Source organism: Pseudoalteromonas sp. G4, assembly GCF_028875915.1.
GTDB lineage: Bacteria > Pseudomonadota > Gammaproteobacteria > Enterobacterales > Alteromonadaceae > Pseudoalteromonas.
The window spans coordinates 1-23,147 of sequence record NZ_JAPEHW010000024.1 but is presented as its reverse complement, the minus strand read 5'-3'; the positions used below and the strand labels follow the sequence as shown (position 1 = coordinate 23,147).

Here is a 23,147-nt window from a genome sequence, read left to right as displayed (position 1 = left end):
TTATGGCATTTAGAATAATCACTCAGCACCTAACCCATTGAAAAGTAACTATATAACATTTCAAAAATCTACTAAGCATTCACTCTTTGCAATTGGTATAATAAGTAAATAGTCACCCTATACAGATATGAATATGACATTTGAAAAAATTGTGTTGGCAACTGGCAACAAAGGTAAAGTAGCTGAACTTGCCGACAAACTTGCAAGCTTAAATATTGACGTTATTGCACAGTCAGAATTTGATGTACCCGAAGTTGCAGAGACTGGCACAACCTTCATTGAAAACGCGATTATTAAAGCAAGGCATGCCGCAAAAGTAACTGGCCTACCAGCAATTGCAGATGATTCAGGTCTTGAAGTAGAAGCCCTAGGCGGTGCACCCGGTATTTATTCCGCACGTTTTGCAGGTGAAAATGCCAATGACTCCGACAATATCGACAAACTATTAGCCGAACTTGGTGACAACTCAAACCGCACTGCGCGTTTTTGGTGTGTACTAGTGCTTATGCGCCACGCTGATGACCCAACCCCTATTATTTGCCAAGGTGTATGGCAAGGAGAGATTTTAACTAAGCGTCAAGGCGAGCAAGGCTTTGGCTATGACCCTGTGTTTTTTAGTAAAGAAATGAACTGCAGCGCTGCAATGCTAGATAAAGCTACCAAAAATAGCTTAAGTCATCGTGGAAAAGCACTTAGTCTATTACTTGAACAATTAAAGGCGTTGTAATGAAACTGCCACCGCTTAGCCTTTACGTCCATATTCCTTGGTGTGTGCAAAAATGCCCCTACTGCGACTTTAATAGTCATGGTTTAAAATCGGATATTCCCGAATCTGCCTATGTACAGCACCTACTTGATGATTTAAAAACTGACTTAAGTTATGTGCAAGGGCGCAAGCTGACAAGTATTTTTATCGGTGGTGGCACTCCCAGTTTATTTACTGAAAAAGCGATTTCAGATTTACTTACTGGCATCGAACGCCTTATCCCTTTTGCCAACAATATTGAAATTACCTTAGAAGCCAACCCTGGTACCGTAGAGGCCGAGCGATTTATTGGCTATCGTGCTGCTGGCGTAAACCGTATTTCAATTGGCGTGCAATCACTGCAGCAAGACAAACTGAAAAGCCTTGGTCGAATTCATGATGCTGATGAAGCTATTAACGCTGCCAAACTTGCTAAAACAATTGGTTTAAATAGTTTCAATATGGACTTAATGCACGGTTTGCCCGATCAATCCATTGATGATGCACTTAGTGATTTAAAGCAAGTGATTGCACTAAATCCTCCCCATATTTCTTGGTATCAACTCACCATAGAGCCAAATACGCAATTTGCCTCGAAACCACCGGTGCTGCCAGAAGATGAAACTTTATGGCAAATTCAAGAGCAAGGCCATCAATTACTAAGCGATGCTGGTTACCAGCAATATGAAATATCAGGTTATGCCAAACCAGGATTTCAATGTCAGCATAACTTGAATTATTGGCGCTTTGGCGACTATTTAGGCATTGGCTGTGGTGCTCATGGCAAAATAACCGACTTAGCCAGCAATCAAATTACTCGCACCGTAAAGGTTAAGCACCCTAAAGGTTATATGGATTTAACCCGCCCGTATCTGTTTGATAGTTGGCAAGTTGACGCTGACGAACTGCCTTTTGAATATTTTATGAATCGTCTTCGTTTGCAAGAGGCATTCAATATCAACGAATTTGTTGAGTTAACCGGCTTGCCTATTGAGCAGGTGCGTTCTAATTTAAATCAAGCAATAAATGCAGGATTAATGCAACAAAACGACAATATCTGGCAAGTTACCGCAAAAGGTCACCGCTTTTTAAATGACTTGTTACAATTATTTGTGTAACGTCGTTGCAGCGACCCATGCAAAACAGTAACGTTTGTTTAATCACTTCGTTATAAACTTCATAACTATAAAGGTAAAACACAATGCTTAAGCGCTCATTAATTGCAGCAGCAATCAGCTCTGTTTTTTTAGTTGGTTGTCAATCACCAGCAACAACACAAGATACAACTGCTGAAGTAGTTAAACAACAATCTGAAAGTGAACGTGCTAACGCGTTCTTTGAAGAAGTATTTATGCGTGGTGTAATGCGCAGCCCAGTTTATCAAACCTATATGGGCATCAAAAAAGACTACGATAAATGGGATGATGGCTCTGAAGCACGTGCACTAGAAAATTTAGCCCTTGCAAAGCAAGACCTTATCACGCTTCGTGCATTTGACCGCAGCAAACTAGATGCGACAACACAAGTAAGCTACGACCTAATGGAACAAGGCTTAGAGCAAACTATTAGCGACTTTAAATGGCGCCATCACACCTACCCTGTTAATCAGATGTACGGCACACACTCGATGATCCCGGCATTTTTAATTAACCAACATCAAATTACAGATGTATCTGATGCTAAAGCGTATATTTCACGTTTAAATGGTGTGCCAACGGTATTTACACAGCTTGAAAAAGACTTAGAAACACGTGCTGAAAAAGGCATTATTGCTCCTAAGTTTGTATTCCCGCATGTAATTGACTCAAGCAAAAACATCTTAAAAGGTGCACCATTTACCACAGGTGAAGACTCAACTTTACTTGCTGACTTCAAACGTAAAGTGGCAAAGCTTGAAATCGCACAAGATGAAAAAGATGCACTTGTAACTGATGCTACAAAAGCACTAAAAGCATCAGTAGGTCCAGCTTATGAATCGCTTATTAGCTATTTAATTGGTTTAGAATCTCGCGCAGACAATCGCGATGGTGCATGGAAGTTCCCTGAAGGCGAAGCTTACTACAACAACGCATTAGCGCGCACAACAACCACTGAATTAACAGCTAAAGAGATCCATGCAATTGGTTTATCTGAAGTTGCACGTATTCATGATGAAATGCGTGAAATTAAAGATAAAGTTGGCTTTAAAGGCGACTTAAAAGCATTCATGGAATTCATGAAAACGGATAAGCAGTTCTACTTGCCAAACACTGAAGAAGGTAAAGCGAAGTACCTTGCTGATGCTACAGCGATGATCGACAACATGAAAGAACGTCTTGATGAGCTATTTATCGTTAAGCCAAAAGCAGACATGATTGTTAAACGTGTAGAAGCATTCCGTGAAAAAGCAGCAGGTAAAGCATTTTATCAGCAACCTGCACCAGATGGTTCGCGCCCAGGTATTTACTATGCCAACCTATACGATATGGAAGCGATGCCAACTTACCAAATGGAAGCACTTGCTTACCATGAAGGTATTCCAGGTCACCATATGCAAATTGCTATTGCACAAGAATTAGAAGGCATTCCTAAGTTCCGTAAATTTGGCGGTTACACAGCATACGTTGAAGGCTGGGGCTTATACTCAGAGTTAGTACCAAAAGAAATGGGCTTGTATGAAGACCCTTATTCAGATTTTGGTCGTCTTGCAATGGAATTATGGCGTGCATGTCGTTTAGTTGTGGATACAGGTATTCACGCAATGAAATGGACACGCCAACAAGGTATCGACTACTACGTAAATAACACGCCAAATGCAACATCAGACGGCGTTAAAATGGTAGAGCGTCACATTGTAATGCCATCACAAGCAACGGCATACAAAATTGGTATGATTAAGATTGTTGAACTACGTGAAAACGCGAAGAAACAACTTGGCGAAAAGTTCGATATTCGTGAATTCCACGATGTTGTGCTTAAGAGCGGCCCTGTGCCACTCAATACTCTTGAAGGCTTTGTAAACGATTGGGTTGCTAGCAAACAAGGTTAATAAGCGATAAAAATAAAAGGCGTATAAAACGCCTTTTATTTGTTATCAATTAAGATACAAAAAAGGCCGCAATTGCGGCCTTTTTTACTGTAACAACTTATCTCGGAATTAACCGTTGATGAAGTCAATACCTTCTTGAATGTCTTTGTTAAGCGTTTCAAGCATATCGTTTTTCGCTTTCTCTTCGAATGCGCTAAGCTCACCGTAAGAAAGGATTTCTTCCACACCGTTTTTACCTAAACGTACAGGGTGTGCGAAGTAAGCTGCGTCACCGCCTTCAACAGCAACGTATGCGTAATCGATAACACCTTCTTCACCTTGTAAGCCTTTAACTAAAGACTGAGTGAAACGTGCAGCTGCTGCACCCATTGAAAGTGTTGCTGAACCGCCACCCGCTTTCGCGTTAACAACTTCAGTACCTGCATTTTGGATACGTGGAGTAAGTGCTTCAACTTCTTCTGCAGTGAACTCAACACCTTCAACTTGTGATAGAAGTGGCAGAATAGTTGTGCCTGAGTGACCACCAATTACAGGAACTTTAACAGAAGCAACGTCTACGCCTTTAAGTTCAGCGATGAACGCTTCTGAACGGATAACGTCTAGTGTAGTCACACCGAATACACGGTTAGCTTCATAAGTACCTGCTTTTTTGAATACTTCAGCAACGATTGGTACAGTGCCGTTTACAGGGTTAGTGATAACACCTACAAGCGCCTTAGGACAGTTTTTAACAATGCCTTCAGCAAGTGTTTTAACAATGCTTGCATTTACATTGAATAAGTCAGCACGGTCCATACCTGGCTTACGTGGCATACCAGCTGGAATGATTACGATATCAGCACCAACTAACGCTGCATCTAAATCGTCTTTACCAAAACCTTCAACTTTAACTGCAGTTGGGATATGTGATAGGTCAACAGCAACACCTGGAACAACTGGTGCAACATCGTATAACGATAGATCAGAACCAGCTGGTAATTGTGTTTTAAGTAATAAAGAAAGGGCCTGGCCGATACCACCAGCTGCGCCTAAAACTGCAACTTTCATGTGAATTCTCCGTGATTAGAGGTAGGTATTTAAAAAAGTGCCATAAAGATAATGAAAAGTGCGCATAAAAACAAATAAAACAGCCATTTTTTATATAAATAGCGACCATAGTTGTAAACTTTATACAGCCCGATTAGTTGACAACGCTATCAATTAAAAAAATCCGGTTTTTCTTGAGATTTATTCAACCCTAATTAAATTAAGATTACGATTTTATTAATGCAATTCACCTTAACTTGTGTAGAATTTAGCATAACGTTCATCAATTGGTTAAACTGCCCGTTCACATGCAAATACAAGACAAACAAGAAGCGCTGGTTAAAGCATTCAAAGCCCTTTTAAAAGAAGAAAATTTTGGTTCACAAGGTGAAATTGTTGATGCCTTAAAAGACATGGGTTTTGACAATATTAGTCAGAGTAAAGTGTCTCGCATGTTGAGCAAGTTTGGTGCTGTGCGCACTCGTAATGCTAAGCAAGAGATGGTGTATTGTTTACCTGCTGAAATGGGCGTACCAACCGCAAAAAGCCCTCTACGCCAACTAGTCATTGATATCATGCATAACGAAATGATGATCATCATTCGTACCAGCCCAGGTGCGGCGCAGCTTATTGCCCGTTTACTTGATTCGCTAGGTAAAGCAGACGGCGTACTTGGTACTATTGCAGGTGATGACACGATTTTTATCGCACCAGCCAAAATATCAGAAATTGACGTCACGCTTGAGAAAGTTAAAAACTTATTTGAAACTGTATAAGCCCCCCCGTGGTTTCAGTTACCCCAACTGAAACCAAATATCTCTTCGATTTATTGCTAATAAACCTCCGTATATTCATGCCATAAGTTCACAGCTTATAACCACATTCTAGTTAGTCCAAGTCAGTCTTAAAAAATTATCATTTACGACTAAACTTGCACCTTCACGCGATTCATCATGGCTTTTTATAAGGGGGTAGTAATGAATACAGCGAGTCAAAATAAGTTATATCAAATGTTCCTCATATTCTCATTAATCTGTTCTTGGCACCTATCTGCAACAACTGTCAACATCACTGAAAAAGTATCTGGGTGTGCAGAATTAAACGGACTATGGAGCAGTGAGACAAACACTTGTACCATGACACAAAGCTTTGAAGGACATATCAACATTCAAAATATTAATGACTTCACACTCGATGGCAGTAACTTTAATCTAATATCGCCACCAGATGCATTCTGGTTAAGCCTCATCACGCTAGACCAAACGACCAATGTCACTATTGAAAACTTAAACATCTTATCAACAGACAATCAAAATTATGGCAACAAACGTCACCATTTCGAATGCATTTCATGGCGCCTTAAATCTATCTAATTCACACGCTAACCTAATTGAAAATAATACGCTTAATATTCCTGAAAATGGTTCTGGTATTACTATGCGCTTTAGCACTCAGAATGTTATAAGTGCAAATTATTTCACACCTCAAAACAATGCGCTCAATGAAAAAGGAATACTTTTCAACGCACAATCAGATAACAACGAAGTGATGCACAACACCTTTGAAAGTATCGGTATGCCACTTTATTCTGTTAGTAGTATCGACAATGCTATTTATAGAAATAACTTTAAAGATTTTATTGAGCTTTACTTCTCTGATGGCAGCTTTGAATTAGGCAAACCATTACCACTTGCTGGGAATTACTACTCCTCTTTTGATGAGACTACTGAAGGCTGCAATGATACCAATAAAGATTTAATCTGTGATAACTCATATGCTCCATATGACCTTCTTCCTTGGGTGGATGAAAATGCTTGGGTTACACCCACACCCCCACCTGAAGCAGAGCAAGAAATTATTGCAAATACAGGTGGCACAGTCGCTAATTCAGAAAATACATTAGTCTTTAATGTACCAGCAAACTCATTAGCACAAGACACCACCATTATCGTAGAGTCTTCAGCAATTGAAGATGCCGAGATCATGATTGGTAATGGCGCCGGAACAGCCGTCGTGCTCTATTCATTTGGCCCAGAAGGAACAACTTTCACTCCAGCTGCCACATTAACTCTGGTAGTTGATACAACTAGCTTATCTGAGAACCAAATTGCCGCACTCGGTATTTATCTTTATGACGAGCTTTCGCAAACTTTTCAATTACTACCTGATAGCAGCTGCGTAAATGACAATCTATTGATGAGTGCCACTTGCCAAGCTTCAATTGCACATTTCTCGACGTATGGAGTTGCATTTGCTAACGACTCTGATGGTGATGGAATCGCAGACTCACTAGATAATTGCCCTTCAGAAGATGCTAGTAGTGCAGATGCGAATCAAGATGGCTGCTTAGATAATGTGAATGAGCTAATTAATATGGTGAACTTAGGCGTTGAAACTGGCGATATTGCTAAACAAATGCAAACGCCATTCACTAAAAAACTTCAACACGCAATGCGTTTAATTGAGGATCAAGCGTTTTGTGACGCGAAAGAAAAAATAATCTCATTTAACGCCCATCTTAAAGCGCAAAAAGGTAAGAAAGTAACTGAAGGTTATGCTGATATTCTACTCACATACGCAGATGGCTTGTTGAATAGCTTAAACTGCGACTAAGCAATAAATTTCGAAAGGAGCCATTAGGCTCCTTTATCTTTCAATTATAATTCTCTTAACATATTCACCGAAGGTGCAAAAAACGCTGCGCCAAAATCACTTTTGGCAAACTCCAGCCACATATCAGGACCATTATCATCAATATAGCCTAAACGATGCTTTAACAGCGTTTGAAATGCATAACCGTTATTAGCGCAACTAATAAATAAAAATCCCTGCTGGTTAATATCAGCAAAGGGCATACCTTGATTTAAAAATAGCGCATTGCCATGCTCGTCATAAAGCTCTGTACGTTGACTGTGGCTGTTTTCAGGGGCACAACTCACCTTTTGATTAGCACTTGCAGTACGTCCCATTACCACTTCTTGCTCTGCTTTAGAAATTTCTTGCCACGCTTTTAAATCGTATCGATAACGCTGGACATGAATATAACTTCCTGCAGCAAACGCTAAATCTTCATCGCCTACCAGCGCCACAGTTTGTTTTTTACGGCCATGGGGATTAGCAACACCATAAATAAAACCATTTAAGTCACGACCATCTAAGTAATGAAAGCACTTAACTTGCTCAATCAGTTCAATATCGCCACTGAGTAGCTCAATCACTTCCATCACAAATAGATGCACTACATCAAGGCGGTCAGCACGAATTTGGATCATTAAATCAATCGGCCTTGACGGTGTGGCGTGTTCAAGGTGTTCAAATTGGGGAAAGCCAGCGAGCGTTTTAGGCATTTTACTCGGATAAATATGCGGCCAAAATTGCGAGCCTATTGCTACAACACATGAAACAAGTGCTTCAGAAAACTCATGATCAAAGCGTTCTTGAATATCAAGAATACGCGCGAGTTTGCCTGAAATACTGAGTTCTTGCCCATCTAATACGTTTAAAAACAGATGAACACCATGCAAGTTAGCTTCAGCACAAACTCCTGATTGCGCTTGTGGCATACTTAGCTTCCTATTTTAATTTTTATTAGTATAGGCGAAATAATTAACTAAATGTGGCTTAACATCAATAGCTAATCGCTGACCAGGCTGATAACTTTGATGTTCCGCACACGGTACTTCGAGCTCTTGCTGATCTAATTTCACACGGCACAAGTAGCGATTGCCTACAAAACGGCTGGCAACAAATTCGCCCTGCCCTTGCTCATCAGCACTAAGAGATAGGTACTGAGGTTTTAAATAAATGCAGCCTTTACCTGACACCGCCCCCTGTCCGTTCATCACCGGCTCCAGTGAATTGATAGTACCGAAATTAGTATTAAATTCCGTGCCCGACTGTGCATCAGCGTCAATAAATATACCTGCACTTAAAAAGGCCGCTACGCCTTTGGTTGCAGGTTTGCGATAAAGTGCCTCTGGCGTGCCCAATTGGGCAATTTTACCTTCTTCCATAATTGCTAATTTATCAGCGAAAGCGAAGGCTTCTTCTTTGGAATGGGTAACGAAAATAGCGGAGACTTGCTGATCTTTAATGATACGGCGAATATCATCAATTAATTGAAAGCGAACTTGATGGTCAATATTCGAAAATGGCTCATCGAGTAATAACAAACTTGGCTTGTATGCAAGAGCGCGGGCAATCGCAACTCGTTGCTGCTGACCACCAGATAGTTGATGCGGGTAACGCTCTGCAAATTCATCCAGTTTAATTAACGAAAGCATCTCTTTAACACGCTCTTTTCGAACGGCTGTACCTTCTTGATGAAGACCAAAGGCAATATTTTGCTCAACAGTTAAATGTGGAAACAGCGCATAATCTTGAAACATCATACCAATATTGCGCTTTTGTGGAGGCACATACAGCCCTTCACCATTAACCGCAACTTGTGCAATTGAAATATCTCCTTTGCTAGGTTTTAAAAGCCCAGCAATAGCTTTAAGTGTGGTTGTTTTACCGCAACCACTGGCACCCAGTAAGCACACAATTTCATTGTCTTTCACCTGCAATGACAAATCCTTCAAAATAGGTTTGCCATTGTAGCTATAATCCAAATTGTTAATCGACAAATTACTCATGAGACGCTTTGGCTTCCATTGTGTTATTAACTAAATATAAAGGGATTAACCCAACTAAAACAATAAATAATGCCGACACCGAGGCCAGCTCTAATTGCTCGTCACTGACATATTGATAGACGTAAGTTGCCAGTGTTTCAAAGTCAAATGGGCGAAGTAACAATGCCGCGGGCAACTCTTTCATGCATTCGATAAATACGATTAAGCCCGCAGTTAACATCCCTCGCTTTAAAAGCGGTAAGTGCACACGTCTTAATGTTTTTCCTTCACTGACCCCCATCGAGTGGCTGGCCATATCAAGCGATGGCGAAATGCGCGCATAACTCGATTCTATTGCACCTTGTGAGATGGCATAAAAACGCACAACATAGGCAAACATAAGCGCAAACAGCGTACCACTGAAAATTAAACCAGGCTCTTCAAACCACCCCGTTGACTCAGCAAATATATTTAATTTTTCATCAAACACAGTAAGCGGTAACAACACGGCAATGGCAAGTACTGTACCGGGTAATGCATAGCCTGTACTCGAGACTTTACCTGGGATTGCAGCCCATCGAGAATTTGAAATGCGCTGATAAAAATTAATAAGCACACTTAAGGCAACACAAATTACACTTACAATTAGCGCTATTTTAAGGCTTTGCCATGCATACAAAAATGCATCACTATTCCATGCTTGGCTAAAGTAACTCACAGCATAATTAACGAGAATTAAGATAGGTAACAAAAAACCAGCAAATAAAACTAAACAACAATAAAGTGTTGCAGCCCAAGCCGATGTACCTGAAAGGTAATACAATGGCCCATTATTTTCACCAGCTGAACGCTCAAAGACAGCTTGATTACGACGACTAAACTTTTCTACGCCAATCACAACAAATAAAAACAGTAACATTATGCCAGAAATTTTAGCCGCAGCAGTTAATGAGTAGTAACCAAGCCAAGTATCGTAAACTTATGCCAGAAATTTTAGCCGCAGCAGTTAATGAGTAGTAACCAAGCCAAGTATCGTAAACGGCTGTTGTGAGGGTGCTTACAGCAAAATAATTAACGGTCGCAAAATCAGCCATAGTTTCCATACTGATTAAAGCGAGCGCAGCCGCTATAGCCCCTCGACCAAGCGGTATAGACACCTTAAAAAAGCTCTTTACGGGCGAATAACCCATCACCTGGCTAGCTTGCACAAGTTTGTATGACTGTTCTTTTAACGCGGTTTTAAAGATGAGAAAGAGATATGGATATAACACCAGCGCAATCATCACCATTGCACCGCCCAGTGTGCGAATATCGAAAAACCAATAATCGTCTGGTGATTGCCAGCCAAATACCGCACGCAGCCATGATTGCACAGGGCCAGCATAATCAAATAAATCAGTATAAACGTAGGCAATAATGTAGGTAGGCATAGCTAATGGTAACATCAGCGCCCATTCGAAATGCTTTTTACCTGGAAAATCACTGTAGGCACAAAGCCACGCAAGCGGCAGCGCAATGATGCTACTGAGCAGACAAACACCAAAAATAAGCACCACGGTATTGTAGGTATAGTCCCACAAAACGGTCTGTTTTAAATGCTCAAATACCTCGGTATCAGGTTGAAACGATTCAAAAATCAGGAACAATAACGGAAGCGACAGGCAAAAGCCTGTCGCATAAGCAATTAACTGCCATTTAGACAGTGAGAAGTTAAAGCGCATTAAAGATCAAATTTCACCTCGTCGATCAGCTTCAATGCCAATGGACGGTATTCACTTACCTTTGTTAATGGCAGCGCATCTTCCTTAAATTTGCCCCAAGACGCCACTAACTCAGAAACTTCAACATCCGGTTTTACCGGATATTCCATATTCACAGAAGCATACATATTCTGAGCTTTATTGTCAGTCATAAATTCGATTAATTTTAACGCGTTAGCCGTGTTTTTACCGTGTTTGGTTAAAACCGCACCAGAAACGTTAATATGTGAACCACGATTCGTCTGATTCGGGAAGTTAATGTATACAGATTCAGCCCATGGCACCTGTTTTGGGTCATTAAGCATTTTGCCAAAATAGTAGCTGTTACCTAGCGCGATATCACAAAGACCTTCTTTAACGGCTTTTACTTGTGCGCGGTCATTACCTTGTGGCTTACGTGCTAAGTTAGCTTTTAACCCTTTCAGCCATTCACGCGCCTCGGCTTCGCCGTGGTGGGCAATCATAGAAGCTACCAGCCCTAAATTATAAGGGTGCTTACCTGAGCGCATGCAGATTTTGCCTTTGAATTCTGGTTTTGCTAAATCTTCATATGTTAGAGAGTCCAGCTTGCCCACACGGTCTTTAGACGAGTAAACATTGCGAACACGCTTAGTTAACGCAACCCAACTGCCTTCGTCATCTCTAAATTGTGCTGGAACATTCTTTTCAACAACTTCGCTGGTAATTGGCTGTACTAAGCCTTCATCTTCTAATTGCAGTAACGCACTGAAGTTAGATGTAAGCACCATATCAGCTTTAGTGTACTTACCCTCTTTTTTAAGCTTTTCAATTAAGCCTTTTTTGGCAAATACAACTTTGGTTTCAATACCGGTTTCTTTTGTGAACTCTTGTAATATCGGCTCAATTAAAAAACCCTGACGATACGAGTAAATATTAACAACATCTTTTGCTGCAACTTCACCAGCTGCAAGTAACGCGAGTAATGCGATTGCTTTTTTCATATTGAAGAACCATAAATAAGAAGTATTATCACTTGAATTGTATCTATCTGATGTTGAATGTACAGTAATAAATTGAGCTGATTTAAAATTAGGTCAATTAACTAAAACAAAATACCAAAAACGACATCGCCTAATTTTTTCGTGAGATATATCTCACAGAACTGTCATCCTTTTCTCAAAAACATCTCTGCACCACCCCACACAAAAACACCAAGCGTTTGTTTTATATAGATTAAACCTCTAAATTCAGTGTATTTCAGTAATAAAACAAATTCCTTAAGTGATTTATCTAGTTTTCTTCAACAACGAATTCTCTAAAATTAACACTGTCAAAAGGAAATGGACTGAATTGACCTTACTTAGGATTAGTAAGCGGCAGGAGCTGGTAGGATTTACTAGATGGAATTTGGGCTAGGATGCCAAGGGAATTGATGGTTTACAGGATGTGAACCTTAAAAGGATTTTCTTACAGGACTGTAATTTGGATTGATGGACTGAGCAAGGAATTAGCTCATTGACGAGTCACGTCAAAATAAGGATATCAAGGATTGCAATTATACAAACAACGCATATTTGCATAGCAGGATGCTAAAAAGATTCCGTTAAGGCGCAGCTTTAAGCTGCGCTTTTTATTTGTCTAAAATTTAACTCACATAAATTAAACAAGCTAATGTTGCTAATTTAAGGCATTACTTAACTCACTTCCCTTTTAAGAAATTACTCATTTCTAAAATCAGCAAAATAACATGCTAGGTTCTGCAATGGCCCAAGTTTATCACGCAAGTTTTAATCGTGTTGTTACGGCACTAATTTACTGCGCTTACCTTTTAAATACGCATTTCTAAAATCTATAAAATGACGCTCTAGTTTTTGTGATGCATCAAGCTCACCTGCAAGCTCTAACACCATTATTGCAACCTCAGCAGTACCCAATTGATGTTCAAACGCAGCAACACGCAAATGATATTCTGAAAGCTTTTCAGGGCTTATAGATAATATTGGGAAACCGTCAAGATAGGGACTCTTTCGGATCATTTTCTTAGCTTCACGCCAAGTACCATCAAGAAAAACAAATAATGGCTTTTTGCCTGCGACTCGTTCAACCTGTTTTACAACTCGCTCAGCAGGCATATTCTCTTCAGGAAAAACAATAAAAGGCTGGTAAATATCACTTTGTAATAAACTTAAAAGTGCATAGTCCGGCTCGGTTCTATCCCAGCGAAACGCATAGTTTTCTGGCACAACATCCGCAATTAAACGGCCGGTATTTGATGGCTTGAAACTCTCATTGTGATACATCAACAAACAAACAGCAGCATCGCAATTTGCCTTTTCAATACCATGGCAAATACATAAAGTTTCAGATAACAAACAATGTTCACAGCGCGATAACTTTGAACCACGCGCCTTATATTCACGCTTCGCTGCGGCAATTTGTTTCTGTCTTAAGGCTAAAACGGAGTTATTCAAACCAATACCATTAAAAATAAAAAGCGGCAGTCTATAGGCAATTTCAATTAAACTCTAGTTAAAAATTAAAATTGAAATTCACGGAAAACGCTCTTTGCATCATAGGTATTTTAGCTACCCCCGACACAGGATAAAATGTTTCTTCATCAAGTAAATTAGTCGCCTTAAATGTGATAGAACTATCACTGCTTAGCTGCGCCTTTAATGCATAATCTAATTGTGCGTTGTTGAATTCACTGTGTTCATAATCCGACTGGTGGCGATAAATAATTACTGAGTTAAATACACCCAAAGACCAATTTGCATTAATTTGCCATGTCCTTTTTGGTAAATCCTGAATTATTTCCTGCGGCGTATCTGAAGAAAATAATTGGGTCGCGTACGCTGAAAGCGAGACGTTTTCAAATAGAAGATAGGAAAAATTCAACTCCAAACCATTTATTCTTAACTCATCGGAACGGTTACTAAACAAATTCCGCCTAATTATCTCACCTTGCATATTTTGATATTCAACTGGCTTCCCGTCTAACGCTTTCTCAGTTAAGTTTGAAAATAGGTTCGCACCTACTTGCCATGTATCTTGCTGATAATTGAGAGCAAGCTCAATTGAGCTAAATTCTTCGGGAGATAAACTTGCTGAAATCTCTGATAATACCCCATCAACATCAAATGCTTGCGCTTCTACAAAGTTGCGGGTCTCATCATTTAATAAATACTCTTTTAGTCCTGGTGCACGTAATGCTGTGTTGTAGAGTAATTTGCTTGTTAATCTTTCAGAAATAGACCACACCCAACTTGCTCGAGGTGAAAACACCGCAAAACTATCTTCTTTGTATTCGCCACTGTCGTATCGTCCTCCCAATGTAAAATAGTTATTTTTCAGTGCCTCAAGCGTAAATTGATACTGCGCTAAATAACTTAAGAGTTTTACATCTTCGGAGGCTTCTCGCGCTTTCTTAAATGCACTCTCATCTACATTTGAAAGGGCGATATTTGAGGCAAAATAGCCACCTCTATCAACTCGCCAATCTGAGTTAACTCCAACAATTAAGTTATCACTATAATTGATTTGCCAGTTAAGGTTTAACTCCACCTTTTTTGATTTAACATCAACATGATACTGATCAAATGTATCTGAACTGCCTGCAATTTTTTGCGCTCGATTGAGATTGACGGCCAAACCAGATTCCAGCGATTTATTTTCACTATAATTCAGGTCCAGATTTAATTGCTCATTAATTGACAACACCCATTGTAAGTAGTTGACTTGAGTGCGCCATTTAATTTGGTTTTCAGGAACAGAATAATCATTTTGCCAATGTTCACCTAAACCAGAATCTCTTGCTAACCTTATGAATGCATAACGCAATTTCCCAAATTTTTCATCATTCACCTGATGGCGAAAATAAACCATACTGGCTGACTGCTCATCATAATAACGCTGTAATTCAGAAAAGTTAGGCCCTACATATTGTTCTGACGATTCTTTATGAGAGCGACTAACGGTGATACTCGATTGCCCTAGTTTGGAATCTGTTGTTGCCTGAAATCCTGCTAAAACGCCATCTTGGCTATTATGGCGTAGCAGTATATTTGCTGAGTTACTTTTGGGTTTAGAGACTAGCGATACAACACCATAAAACGCACCGTCTCCGTATAGCGAGGATGCAGGCCCTGTGAGCATTTCAACTTGGTCAACAAAGAAAAGTGGCAGCTCATATTCAATAGGTGCCTTATTCGCTCTGGCATGATTAATTTCAATACCATCCAATAACATTAAGTGCTTATTATTTTCAAAACTTCCTGCTTTTTGCCCGCGCGTAGTGAGTATTCGCTCGCCATATAAACTATAAGTTGAATAACTAGGTGAAATATCAGCTAGCTCAGCAATTGTTGGTATAGCTAACGCGCTAATGTCCTGCTGGTTAAATACATTAACAGTGCCTGGAGCCAAGTAGAGAGGTGTTTCAGTTTTTGTTGCGGTTGTAACTTTAACAACCAATAACTCATCAATACTTAAATCATATAAATCAATTTCATCCCCATTCACCACAGAACAAAAAAGTACTAACGATAAACTAGGTAAGCCTCGCATACTAAAACCCAAAATAAGCGCTTTTAGTTAATTATAGACAATAAAAAACCCAGCACATTGGCTGGGTTTTTCTAAAGAAGCACTAGATTACTTCTTTTTAACTGCTTTTTTATTTGGAAGGTCAGTAATTGAACCTTCAAAAATTTCAGCAGCAAGACCGATTGACTCGTTCAGTGTTGGGTGAGCGTGAATTGTTAACGCTAGGTCTTCACCATCTGCGCCCATTTCAACCGCTAGGCCGATTTCACCAAGCATTTCGCCTGCGTTGATACCAACCATAGCACCACCGATAACGCGACCTGAGTCTTTATCGAAGATAAGCTTTGTTGAACCTTCAGTACGTGCTGAAGCGATTGCACGGCCAGATGCTGCCCACGGGAATACCGCAGTTTCAATTTTAAGACCTTGTTCTTTTGCTTCTTTCTCAGTTACACCAACCCACGCAATTTCTGGATCTGTGTATGCAATTGAAGGAATACACTTAGGATCGAAGTAATGCTTCTTACCAGAGATAACTTCAGCAGCTACGTGCGCTTCATGAACCGCTTTGTGTGCAAGCATTGGTTGACCAACGATATCACCTATCGCGAAGATGTGGTTTACGTTTGTCTTCATTTGCTTATCAGTGTTGATAAAGCCACGCTCATCAACTGCTACGCCCGCCTTTTCAGCGTCAAGTAGTTTACCGTTCGGTGTACGGCCAACAGCAACAAGTACTTTGTCGTAACGAACAGCTTCAGCTGGTGCGTTTTTACCTTCAAATGAAACGTATAGACCGTCTTCTTTCGCTTCAACTGCAACCACTTTAGTAGAAAGCATTACGTTGAACTTGTTCTTAACGTACTTTTGGTAAATCTTGATAACGTCTTTATCAGCTGCTGGTACTAGTTGGTCAGCAAATTCAACAACGTCGATTTGTGAACCTAGTGCACGGTAAACAGTACCCATCTCAAGACCGATGATACCACCACCTAATACAAGTAGCTTTTCAGGAACGTCTTTAAGTTCAAGCGCGCCTGTTGAGTCAATTACACGATCATCTTCTGGGATGAAAGGTAAGTTAACTGGCTGAGAGCCTGCTGCGATAATTGCATTATCGAAAGTAACCGTAGTTGTACCGTTTTCGCCTTCAACAGCAATTGTGTTAGAACCTGTGAATTTACCGTAACCGTTAACAACGTTAACTTTACGCATTTTCGCCATGCCGTCTAGGCCACCAGTAAGTTGACCAATTACAGACTCTTTCCATGAACGGATTTTGTCTAGGTCGATTTGAGGAGCACCGAAAGTAACACCGTGAGACGCCATTTCAGCTGCGTCATCAATTACTTTAGCTACGTGTAAAAGTGCTTTTGAAGGAATACAACCTACGTTTAAGCACACACCACCTAAAGTATTGCGTGATTCGATTAATGTTACATCTAAACCTAAATCAGCAGCACGGAATGCTGCAGAGTAACCACCAGGACCACCGCCTAGTACAACAACTTGAGTTTTGATTTCGTTGCTCATGTTATTACCTTAACTGTTATTCGAACGGGATAATACGAGAATTGTATCACCCAAACTCCTGCCTATTTATCTCAATTAACAAGACTTTGGGCAGATAAATTAATATTGCGCGAAATTCTAGCATTGCCGTTTACATATGTCGTGCAATTTTCAAGAGATTTCGTTCAATTAATACTATTTGCTATAAACAAAACGCATAACCGAAGTTATGCGTTTACGTTCGCTGCAATTTTTACATTACTAACTGGCGAATGTCGCTCAGGTAAGCTGCAAGTGTTGCAGTAAAGCGTGCTGCTAACGCACCGTCAATTACACGGTGGTCGTATGAACAGCTTAGCGGCACCATTAGGCGCGGCTCAAAATCTTTACCATTCCACTTCGGCTTCATGTCTGACTTAGACACACCTAAGATAGCAACTTCTGGTGCATTCACGATTGGGGTAAACGCAGTACCACCGATGCCACCTAGGCTAGAAATAGTGAAACAACCGCCCTGCATATCAGATGCTGTTAGTTTGCCTTCACGTGCTTTGCCAGAGATTTCCATTAACTCGCGAGATAGCTCAATGATGCCTTTCTTGTTCACGTCGCGAACAACAGGAACAACTAGACCATTTGGCGTATCTACTGCAATACCAATATTTACATACTTCTTAAGGATTAAGCTTTCGCCATCTTCAGACAGTGATGAATTAAACGTTGGGAACTCTTCTAGTGCTTTAGCCGCTGCTTTCATTACGAATACTAGTGGAGTGATCTTCACGCCCATTTTCTTCTTCTCAGCCAGTACATTCTGCTCTTTACGGAATGCTTCTAGCGTGGTGATGTCAGCTTCGTCAAATTGCGTAACATGTGGGATCTGTACCCAGTTACGGTGAAGGTTTGCACCAGAAAGCTTTTGAATACGAGAAAGTTTCTTCTCTTCAACTTCACCAAACTTGCTAAAGTCGACTTTCGGCCAAGGAATTAGGTTTAGCTCGCCACCGCCAGTATTGCTACCTTTAGATAGCTGACCTGATTCAACTTGCTTCACTAACTCTTTCACGTAGTTTTGTACGTCTTCTTTAAGTACACGGTTCTTGCGACCCGTGCCTTTAACACGTGCTAGGTTTACACCAAACTCACGCGCTAGACGGCGAACAACTGGTGATGCATGTGCGTATTGATCGTTCGCTACAAACTCATCTTTTTGTGCTGAAGCTGCAGGTGCCGCTGCTGGCGCTGGTTTTGCCGCAGGTGCTGCCGGTGCCGCTTGAGCTGGTGCAGCCGCTGCTACAGGAGCAGGTGCAGAACCTTGCGTTTCAAATACAAATACCAATGAACCAGTCGATACTTTACCGCCAACTTCAACCTTCACTTCTTTAACAGTACCTGCAAATGGTGCTGGTACTTCCATAGAGGCCTTATCACCTTCTACGTTTAAGATTGATTGGTCAGCTTCAACTACATCGCCTACCGCAACCATGACTTCAGTTACTTCAACTTCGTCACCGCCGATGTCTGGTACATGAACTTCTTTAATTTCTGCCGCTGCTGGAGCAGGCGCTGCCGCAGGAGCCACTTCAACAGCTGTTGGCGCTGATGCACCTGTTTCAAATACGAATACTAGCGAGCCCGTTGATACTTTGCCGCCAACTTCAACCTTCACTTCTTTAACAGTACCTGCAAATGGTGCTGGTACTTCCATAGAAGCCTTGTCGCCTTCTACGTTTAAGATTGATTGGTCAGCTTCAACCACGTCGCCTACTGCAACCATGATCTCAGTTACTTCAACTTCATCACCACCAATGTCAGGTACGTGAACCTCAACTAATTCAGATGCCGCTGCTGGAGCAGGTGCAGCCGCAGGGGCTGCTGGTGCTTCAGGCTCGGCTGCTGCAGGTGCATCACCCGCAGCATCAAAAATCATAATTAAAGAACCAGTTGCAACAGTGTCGCCTTCAGCTACTTTAATTTCTTTCACTGTACCCGCTTGTGCAGCTGGCACTTCCATTGAAGCTTTGTCACCTTCAACAGTGATAAGAGATTGATCAACTTCAACTGTGTCACCTACGTTAACTAGGATCTCAGTTACTTCAACCTCATCTGCACCAATGTCTGGAACATGAATTTCGATTGCCATTATATCTGCCTCTTATGCGTATAGTGGGTTAGTTTTCGTTGTGTCGATATCAAATTTCTTGATAGCGTCAGCAACAACTGATGCGTCAACTTTACCTTGCTTAACAAGCTCTGTAAGTGCAGCGACAACTACGTAACCTGCATTTACTTCAAAGTGACGACGTAAGTTTTCACGGCTGTCTGAACGGCCATAACCATCAGTACCAAGTACTTTGTACGATGCGCTTGGCATGTATGCACGTACTTGCTCTGCATAGTTCTTCATGTAGTCAGTTGCAGCAATTGCCGGAGACTCACCTAATACAGATGTGATGTAAGGTACTTTTGCATCGCTTGTTGGGTTAAGCATGTTGAAACGCTCAACATCTTGACCGTCACGAGCAAGTTCGTTGAATGACGTTACAGAGAATACATCTGAACCAATGCCGTACTCTTCGCTTAAGATCTGACCTGCTTTACGTACTTCGTTTAAGATAGTACCTGAACCCATTAGCTGAACGTGTGCTTTGTCGCCAGCGTTTTCTTCAAGCTTGTAGATACCCTTACGAATACCTTCTTCCGCACCTTCTGGCATAGCAGGTTGTGCGTAGTTTTCGTTCATTAGGGTTAGGTAGTAGAACACGTTTTCTTGCTCAGGACCGTACATACGACGAATACCGTCCTGTAGGATTACTGCTACTTCAAATACAAACGTTGGGTCATAAGAAATACAGTTAGGAATAGTACCCGCTTGAATGTGCGAGTGACCGTCTTCGTGCTGTAAACCTTCACCATTAAGCGTTGTACGACCAGCTGTTGCACCTAGTAAGAAACCACGCGCTTGTTGGTCACCCGCCATCCACGCCATGTCGCCAACACGCTGGAAACCGAACATAGAGTAGTAGATGTAGAATGGGATCATCGGCAGATCATTTGTCGAGTATGATGTTGCAGCAGCAACCCATGACGACATTGCACCTAGCTCGTTGATACCTTCTTGAAGTACCTGACCTGATGTTGCTTCTTTGTAGTAAGAAACGATGTCACGGTCTTGAGGTGTGTAGTTCTGACCATGCGGGTTGTAAATACCGATTTGACGGAATAAACCTTCCATACCAAAGGTACGTGCTTCATCCGCAATGATAGGTACAATGTTTTTACCTACGCCTTTATCTTTTAATAAGATATTTAGCGCACGTACATAACCCATTGTTGTAGATATATCACGCTTTTGCTCTTCAAGTAGTGGTTTGAACTGCTCTAAAGTTGGTAGCTCAAGTGCTTGCGTGAAGTTAGGTAAACGCTGAGGTGTATACCCGTGAAGCGCTTTACGACGTGAGTGAAGGTACTCATACTCAGCAGAGCCTTCTTCAAGCTTCAGGTATGGTAAATCTTTGATTTGCTCATCAGATACCAAATCTTCAAGACCAAGACGTGAACGAAGATGTTCAACGTGCGTCATGTCCATTTTCTTAACTTGGTGCGCAATGTTTTTACCTTCAGCTGCTTCACCCATACCGTAACCTTTAACAGTTTTAGCTAGGATTACAGTTGGGCGGCCTTTTGTCTCTTGCGCTGCTTTGTAAGCTGCGAAAAGCTTAGATGTATCGTGACCACCACGTTTAAGCGCGAAGATTTCATCATCAGTCATATCAGCAACAAGTGCTGCTGTTTCTGGGTAACGACCGAAGAAGTGCTCACGAACATATGCGCCATCTTTCGCTTTATATGTTTGGTAGTCACCGTCGATTGTCTCGTTCATAAGCTGTAAAAGCTTACCAGAGGTATCTTTCGCTAGTAATGCATCCCAACCAGCACCCCAAACAACTTTAATTACGTTCCAGCCAGCACCTTTGAATAGACCTTCCAGTTCTTGAATGATCTTACCGTTACCCATTACTGGGCCATCTAGACGCTGTAAGTTACAGTTAATTAGGTAACATAGGTTATCTAGCTTCTCACGCGCAGCGAAAGAAATTGCACCACGTGATTCTGGCTCATCCATCTCACCGTCACCTAAGAACGCATAAACGCGTTGCTCATTCGTCTCTTTCAGGCCACGACCTTCTAGGTATTTAAGGAAACGCGCTTGGTAGATTGATGCAATTGGACCTAAACCCATAGAAACTGTTGGGAACTGCCAGAATTCAGGCATTAATTTAGGGTGTGGGTATGAAGAGATACCGTTGCCATCTACTTCCTGACGGAAGTTATCCAGTTGCTCTTCTGTTAAACGACCTTCTAGGAAAGCACGTGCGTAGATACCCGGTGAAATGTGACCTTGGTAATAAACTAAATCACCACCGTCTTTCTCGTTTGGAGCACGGAAAAAGTGGTTAAAACACATTTCGTAAAATGCAGCTGAAGACTGGTAAGACGCCATGTGGCCGCCTAACTCTAGGTCTTTTTTAGATGCACGTAATACGATCATGATCGCATTCCAGCGCACGATTGAACGAATACGACGTTCAATTGTAGTGTCACCTGGGTATGCAGGTTCTTGATCTGCAGGGATAGTATTCACATAGTTAGTCGTGATACCTGTTGGCATATCTACGCCATCAAGACGTGCTTGCTCTAGAACTTGTTCAAGTAAAAATTGTGCGCGTTCAACGCCTTCTTCTTTTACTACTGACTCAAGCGCCTGCAACCACTCTTGGGTTTCTAACGCGTCAACGTCAATTTTATTGACTTCAGACATATGGAGTGTTCCTTATGTTTAAATTCAAATTTATCCCTAACAGATAAATCGAGTTATGTTTCAAATCGTTTAATTTTTTTGCGAACGACGTAAACTGCGCTCAATACGAGAGTGCTCTTTACCCGCTTGCAATAAAGCTTCTTCAATAAAGGCTAAGTGTGCATTACTTGCATCACGTGCTTTATCTGGTTCACCTGTAATCACAGCATCAAATAAGGCTTTTCGGTGTTCTGCCAGCTGCGTTTTAACATCTGATTTTTGCACTAACACCATTAAATTCTGCTGAATATTTTGCTCAAGTAATGATTTCATACCGCGGATCAAATGCAATAACACCACGTTATGTGATGCTTCTGCTACGGCAAAGTGAAAGGCATTGATCATTTTAGCTTGTGTTTCAATATCATCAGCTGTTGCAATGGCATCAAAACATTTAGAAATATATTCAAAATCTGTGTCTGTTCCGCGCAGTGCTGCATAATATGCAGCTATGCCTTCTAATGCATGACGAAACTCAAGCAGATCAAATTGTGATTCAGGGTGTTTCGAAATCAAATCAAAGAGCGGATCTGTCATGCCACCTTCGAGCTGATTTTTTACATAAGTACCACCACCTTGACGACGGGTAACTAAGCCCCTTGCTTCAAGCTTTTGAATTGCTTCACGTAAAGAAGGACGAGAGACTTCGAATTGCTTTGCTAATTCGCGTTCAGGCGGTAGCTTTTGACCAGGCGCAAGCGAGCCCTCAAGAATCATATTCTCAAGTTGCTCTAAAATAACATCCGACAGCTTAGCTGCTTTTATCTTAAATGACATAGGCTTATAAGGTAACCTTCTGTTTTCCTGTTCCTAATCAAACAAATATAGTGTTAAATTTGCGAAAGGTAAATTGGTCATACCAAAATTAGCGATCAAATTATCAGAAATACGGTGAATAGTCAAAATTATCAAGATTAATGGCATAACTATTCAAAGCCACAATTTTGACTAGATTTTTAATTGTTAATGTAAGGTAAAAAGCGTTACTGGCCTTTGTATTAATGGCAAAACAAATATAAAGGTAGACAAAATTTACCAGAAGAAAGGGTAAAAGAATAAAAAAGTAAAATGGTCAGACCAGATGGAAGTGTGA

General features: G+C 41.0%; 16 protein-coding genes and 1 pseudogene. 6 read left to right on the top strand and 11 right to left on the bottom strand.

Translation table 11 applies throughout. The features are described 5' to 3' along the window. The first annotated feature begins 127 nt into the window (after nt 1-127). The 3 genes from rdgB (at nt 128) to ON073_RS09250 (ending at nt 3,773) form a co-directional block, all read left to right on the top strand. Entirely contained in the window at nt 128-727 is a 600-nt protein-coding gene (rdgB, locus tag ON073_RS09260; protein WP_446728521.1) for an RdgB/HAM1 family non-canonical purine NTP pyrophosphatase, read from the top strand. Beyond that, complete coding sequence (hemW, locus tag ON073_RS09255) at nt 727-1,863, top strand: radical SAM family heme chaperone HemW (RefSeq protein WP_274761600.1); 1,137 nt, start codon at nt 727-729, stop codon at nt 1,861-1,863. Before rdgB ends, hemW begins: the two co-directional genes overlap by 1 nt. 83 nt (nt 1,864-1,946) lie before the next feature. Then, nucleotides 1,947-3,773 carry a DUF885 domain-containing protein gene (locus ON073_RS09250; protein ID WP_274761599.1) on the top strand — a complete coding sequence of 609 codons (1,827 nt, stop codon included), beginning with the start codon at nt 1,947-1,949 and terminating at the stop codon, nt 3,771-3,773. A 108-nt stretch (nt 3,774-3,881) separates the two neighbouring features. Here the strand turns inward: ON073_RS09250 and mdh are convergent, their stop codons facing one another. Next, complete coding sequence (gene mdh / locus ON073_RS09245) at nt 3,882-4,820, bottom strand: malate dehydrogenase (protein ID WP_274761598.1); 939 nt, start codon at nt 4,818-4,820, stop codon at nt 3,882-3,884. Between the two features lie 287 nt (nt 4,821-5,107). Between mdh and argR the strand changes: the two genes are divergently transcribed. The 3 genes from argR (at nt 5,108) to ON073_RS09230 (ending at nt 7,412) form a co-directional block, all read left to right on the top strand. Next, a complete protein-coding gene (argR, locus tag ON073_RS09240; protein ID WP_274761597.1) occupies nt 5,108-5,575 on the top strand; it encodes a transcriptional regulator ArgR in 468 nt (155 codons plus the stop codon). Nucleotides 5,576-5,776: 201 nt separating this feature from the next. After that, the gene (locus ON073_RS09235; RefSeq protein WP_274761596.1) at nt 5,777-6,172 is read left to right on the top strand and encodes a hypothetical protein; all 396 of its coding nucleotides are present in this window, start codon (nt 5,777-5,779) and stop codon (nt 6,170-6,172) included. Then, nucleotides 6,117-7,412 (top strand): NosD domain-containing protein, encoded by a 1,296-nt coding sequence (locus ON073_RS09230; RefSeq protein ID WP_274761595.1) that lies wholly within the window; start codon nt 6,117-6,119, stop codon nt 7,410-7,412. Before ON073_RS09235 ends, ON073_RS09230 begins: the two co-directional genes overlap by 56 nt. A gap of 44 nt (nt 7,413-7,456) precedes the next feature. Here the strand turns inward: ON073_RS09230 and ON073_RS09225 are convergent, their stop codons facing one another. The 10 genes and pseudogenes from ON073_RS09225 to pdhR all read right to left on the bottom strand — a co-directional run bounded on the left by ON073_RS09225 (nt 7,457) and on the right by pdhR (nt 22,831). Beyond that, nucleotides 7,457-8,362, bottom strand: coding sequence for a Dyp-type peroxidase (locus ON073_RS09225; RefSeq protein WP_274761594.1), 906 nt, complete (start codon nt 8,360-8,362; stop codon nt 7,457-7,459). A 15-nt stretch (nt 8,363-8,377) separates the two neighbouring features. After that, a complete protein-coding gene (locus ON073_RS09220) occupies nt 8,378-9,436 on the bottom strand; it encodes an ABC transporter ATP-binding protein (RefSeq protein WP_274761593.1) in 1,059 nt (352 codons plus the stop codon). Beyond that, nucleotides 9,429-11,136: pseudogene (locus ON073_RS09215) on the bottom strand (ABC transporter permease). The gene ON073_RS09220 and the pseudogene ON073_RS09215 overlap by 8 nt, the downstream one beginning before the upstream one ends. Continuing rightward, nucleotides 11,136-12,137 (bottom strand): Fe(3+) ABC transporter substrate-binding protein, encoded by a 1,002-nt coding sequence (locus ON073_RS09210; RefSeq protein WP_274761592.1) that lies wholly within the window; start codon nt 12,135-12,137, stop codon nt 11,136-11,138. The pseudogene ON073_RS09215 and the gene ON073_RS09210 overlap by 1 nt, the downstream one beginning before the upstream one ends. Nucleotides 12,138-12,935: 798 nt before the next feature. Then, a complete protein-coding gene (locus ON073_RS09205; RefSeq protein ID WP_274761591.1) occupies nt 12,936-13,607 on the bottom strand; it encodes a tRNA-uridine aminocarboxypropyltransferase in 672 nt (223 codons plus the stop codon). A gap of 58 nt (nt 13,608-13,665) precedes the next feature. Beyond that, the gene (locus ON073_RS09200) at nt 13,666-15,714 is read right to left on the bottom strand and encodes a TonB-dependent receptor plug domain-containing protein (RefSeq protein ID WP_274761590.1); all 2,049 of its coding nucleotides are present in this window, start codon (nt 15,712-15,714) and stop codon (nt 13,666-13,668) included. A 75-nt stretch (nt 15,715-15,789) separates the two neighbouring features. Beyond that, nucleotides 15,790-17,214 carry a dihydrolipoyl dehydrogenase gene (gene lpdA / locus ON073_RS09195; protein WP_010561735.1) on the bottom strand — a complete coding sequence of 475 codons (1,425 nt, stop codon included), beginning with the start codon at nt 17,212-17,214 and terminating at the stop codon, nt 15,790-15,792. A 232-nt stretch (nt 17,215-17,446) separates the two neighbouring features. Continuing rightward, nucleotides 17,447-19,336 carry a pyruvate dehydrogenase complex dihydrolipoyllysine-residue acetyltransferase gene (aceF, locus tag ON073_RS09190; RefSeq protein ID WP_274761589.1) on the bottom strand — a complete coding sequence of 630 codons (1,890 nt, stop codon included), beginning with the start codon at nt 19,334-19,336 and terminating at the stop codon, nt 17,447-17,449. 12 nt (nt 19,337-19,348) lie between these two features. Further along, nucleotides 19,349-22,015, bottom strand: a complete 2,667-nt coding sequence (aceE, locus tag ON073_RS09185) for a pyruvate dehydrogenase (acetyl-transferring), homodimeric type (RefSeq protein WP_274761588.1) — start codon at nt 22,013-22,015, stop codon at nt 19,349-19,351. 69 nt (nt 22,016-22,084) lie between these two features. Then, on the bottom strand, nt 22,085-22,831 hold the full coding sequence (gene pdhR, locus ON073_RS09180; RefSeq protein ID WP_274761587.1) for a pyruvate dehydrogenase complex transcriptional repressor PdhR: 747 nt from the start codon (nt 22,829-22,831) through the stop codon (nt 22,085-22,087). Nucleotides 22,832-23,147: the final 316 nt, after the last annotated feature.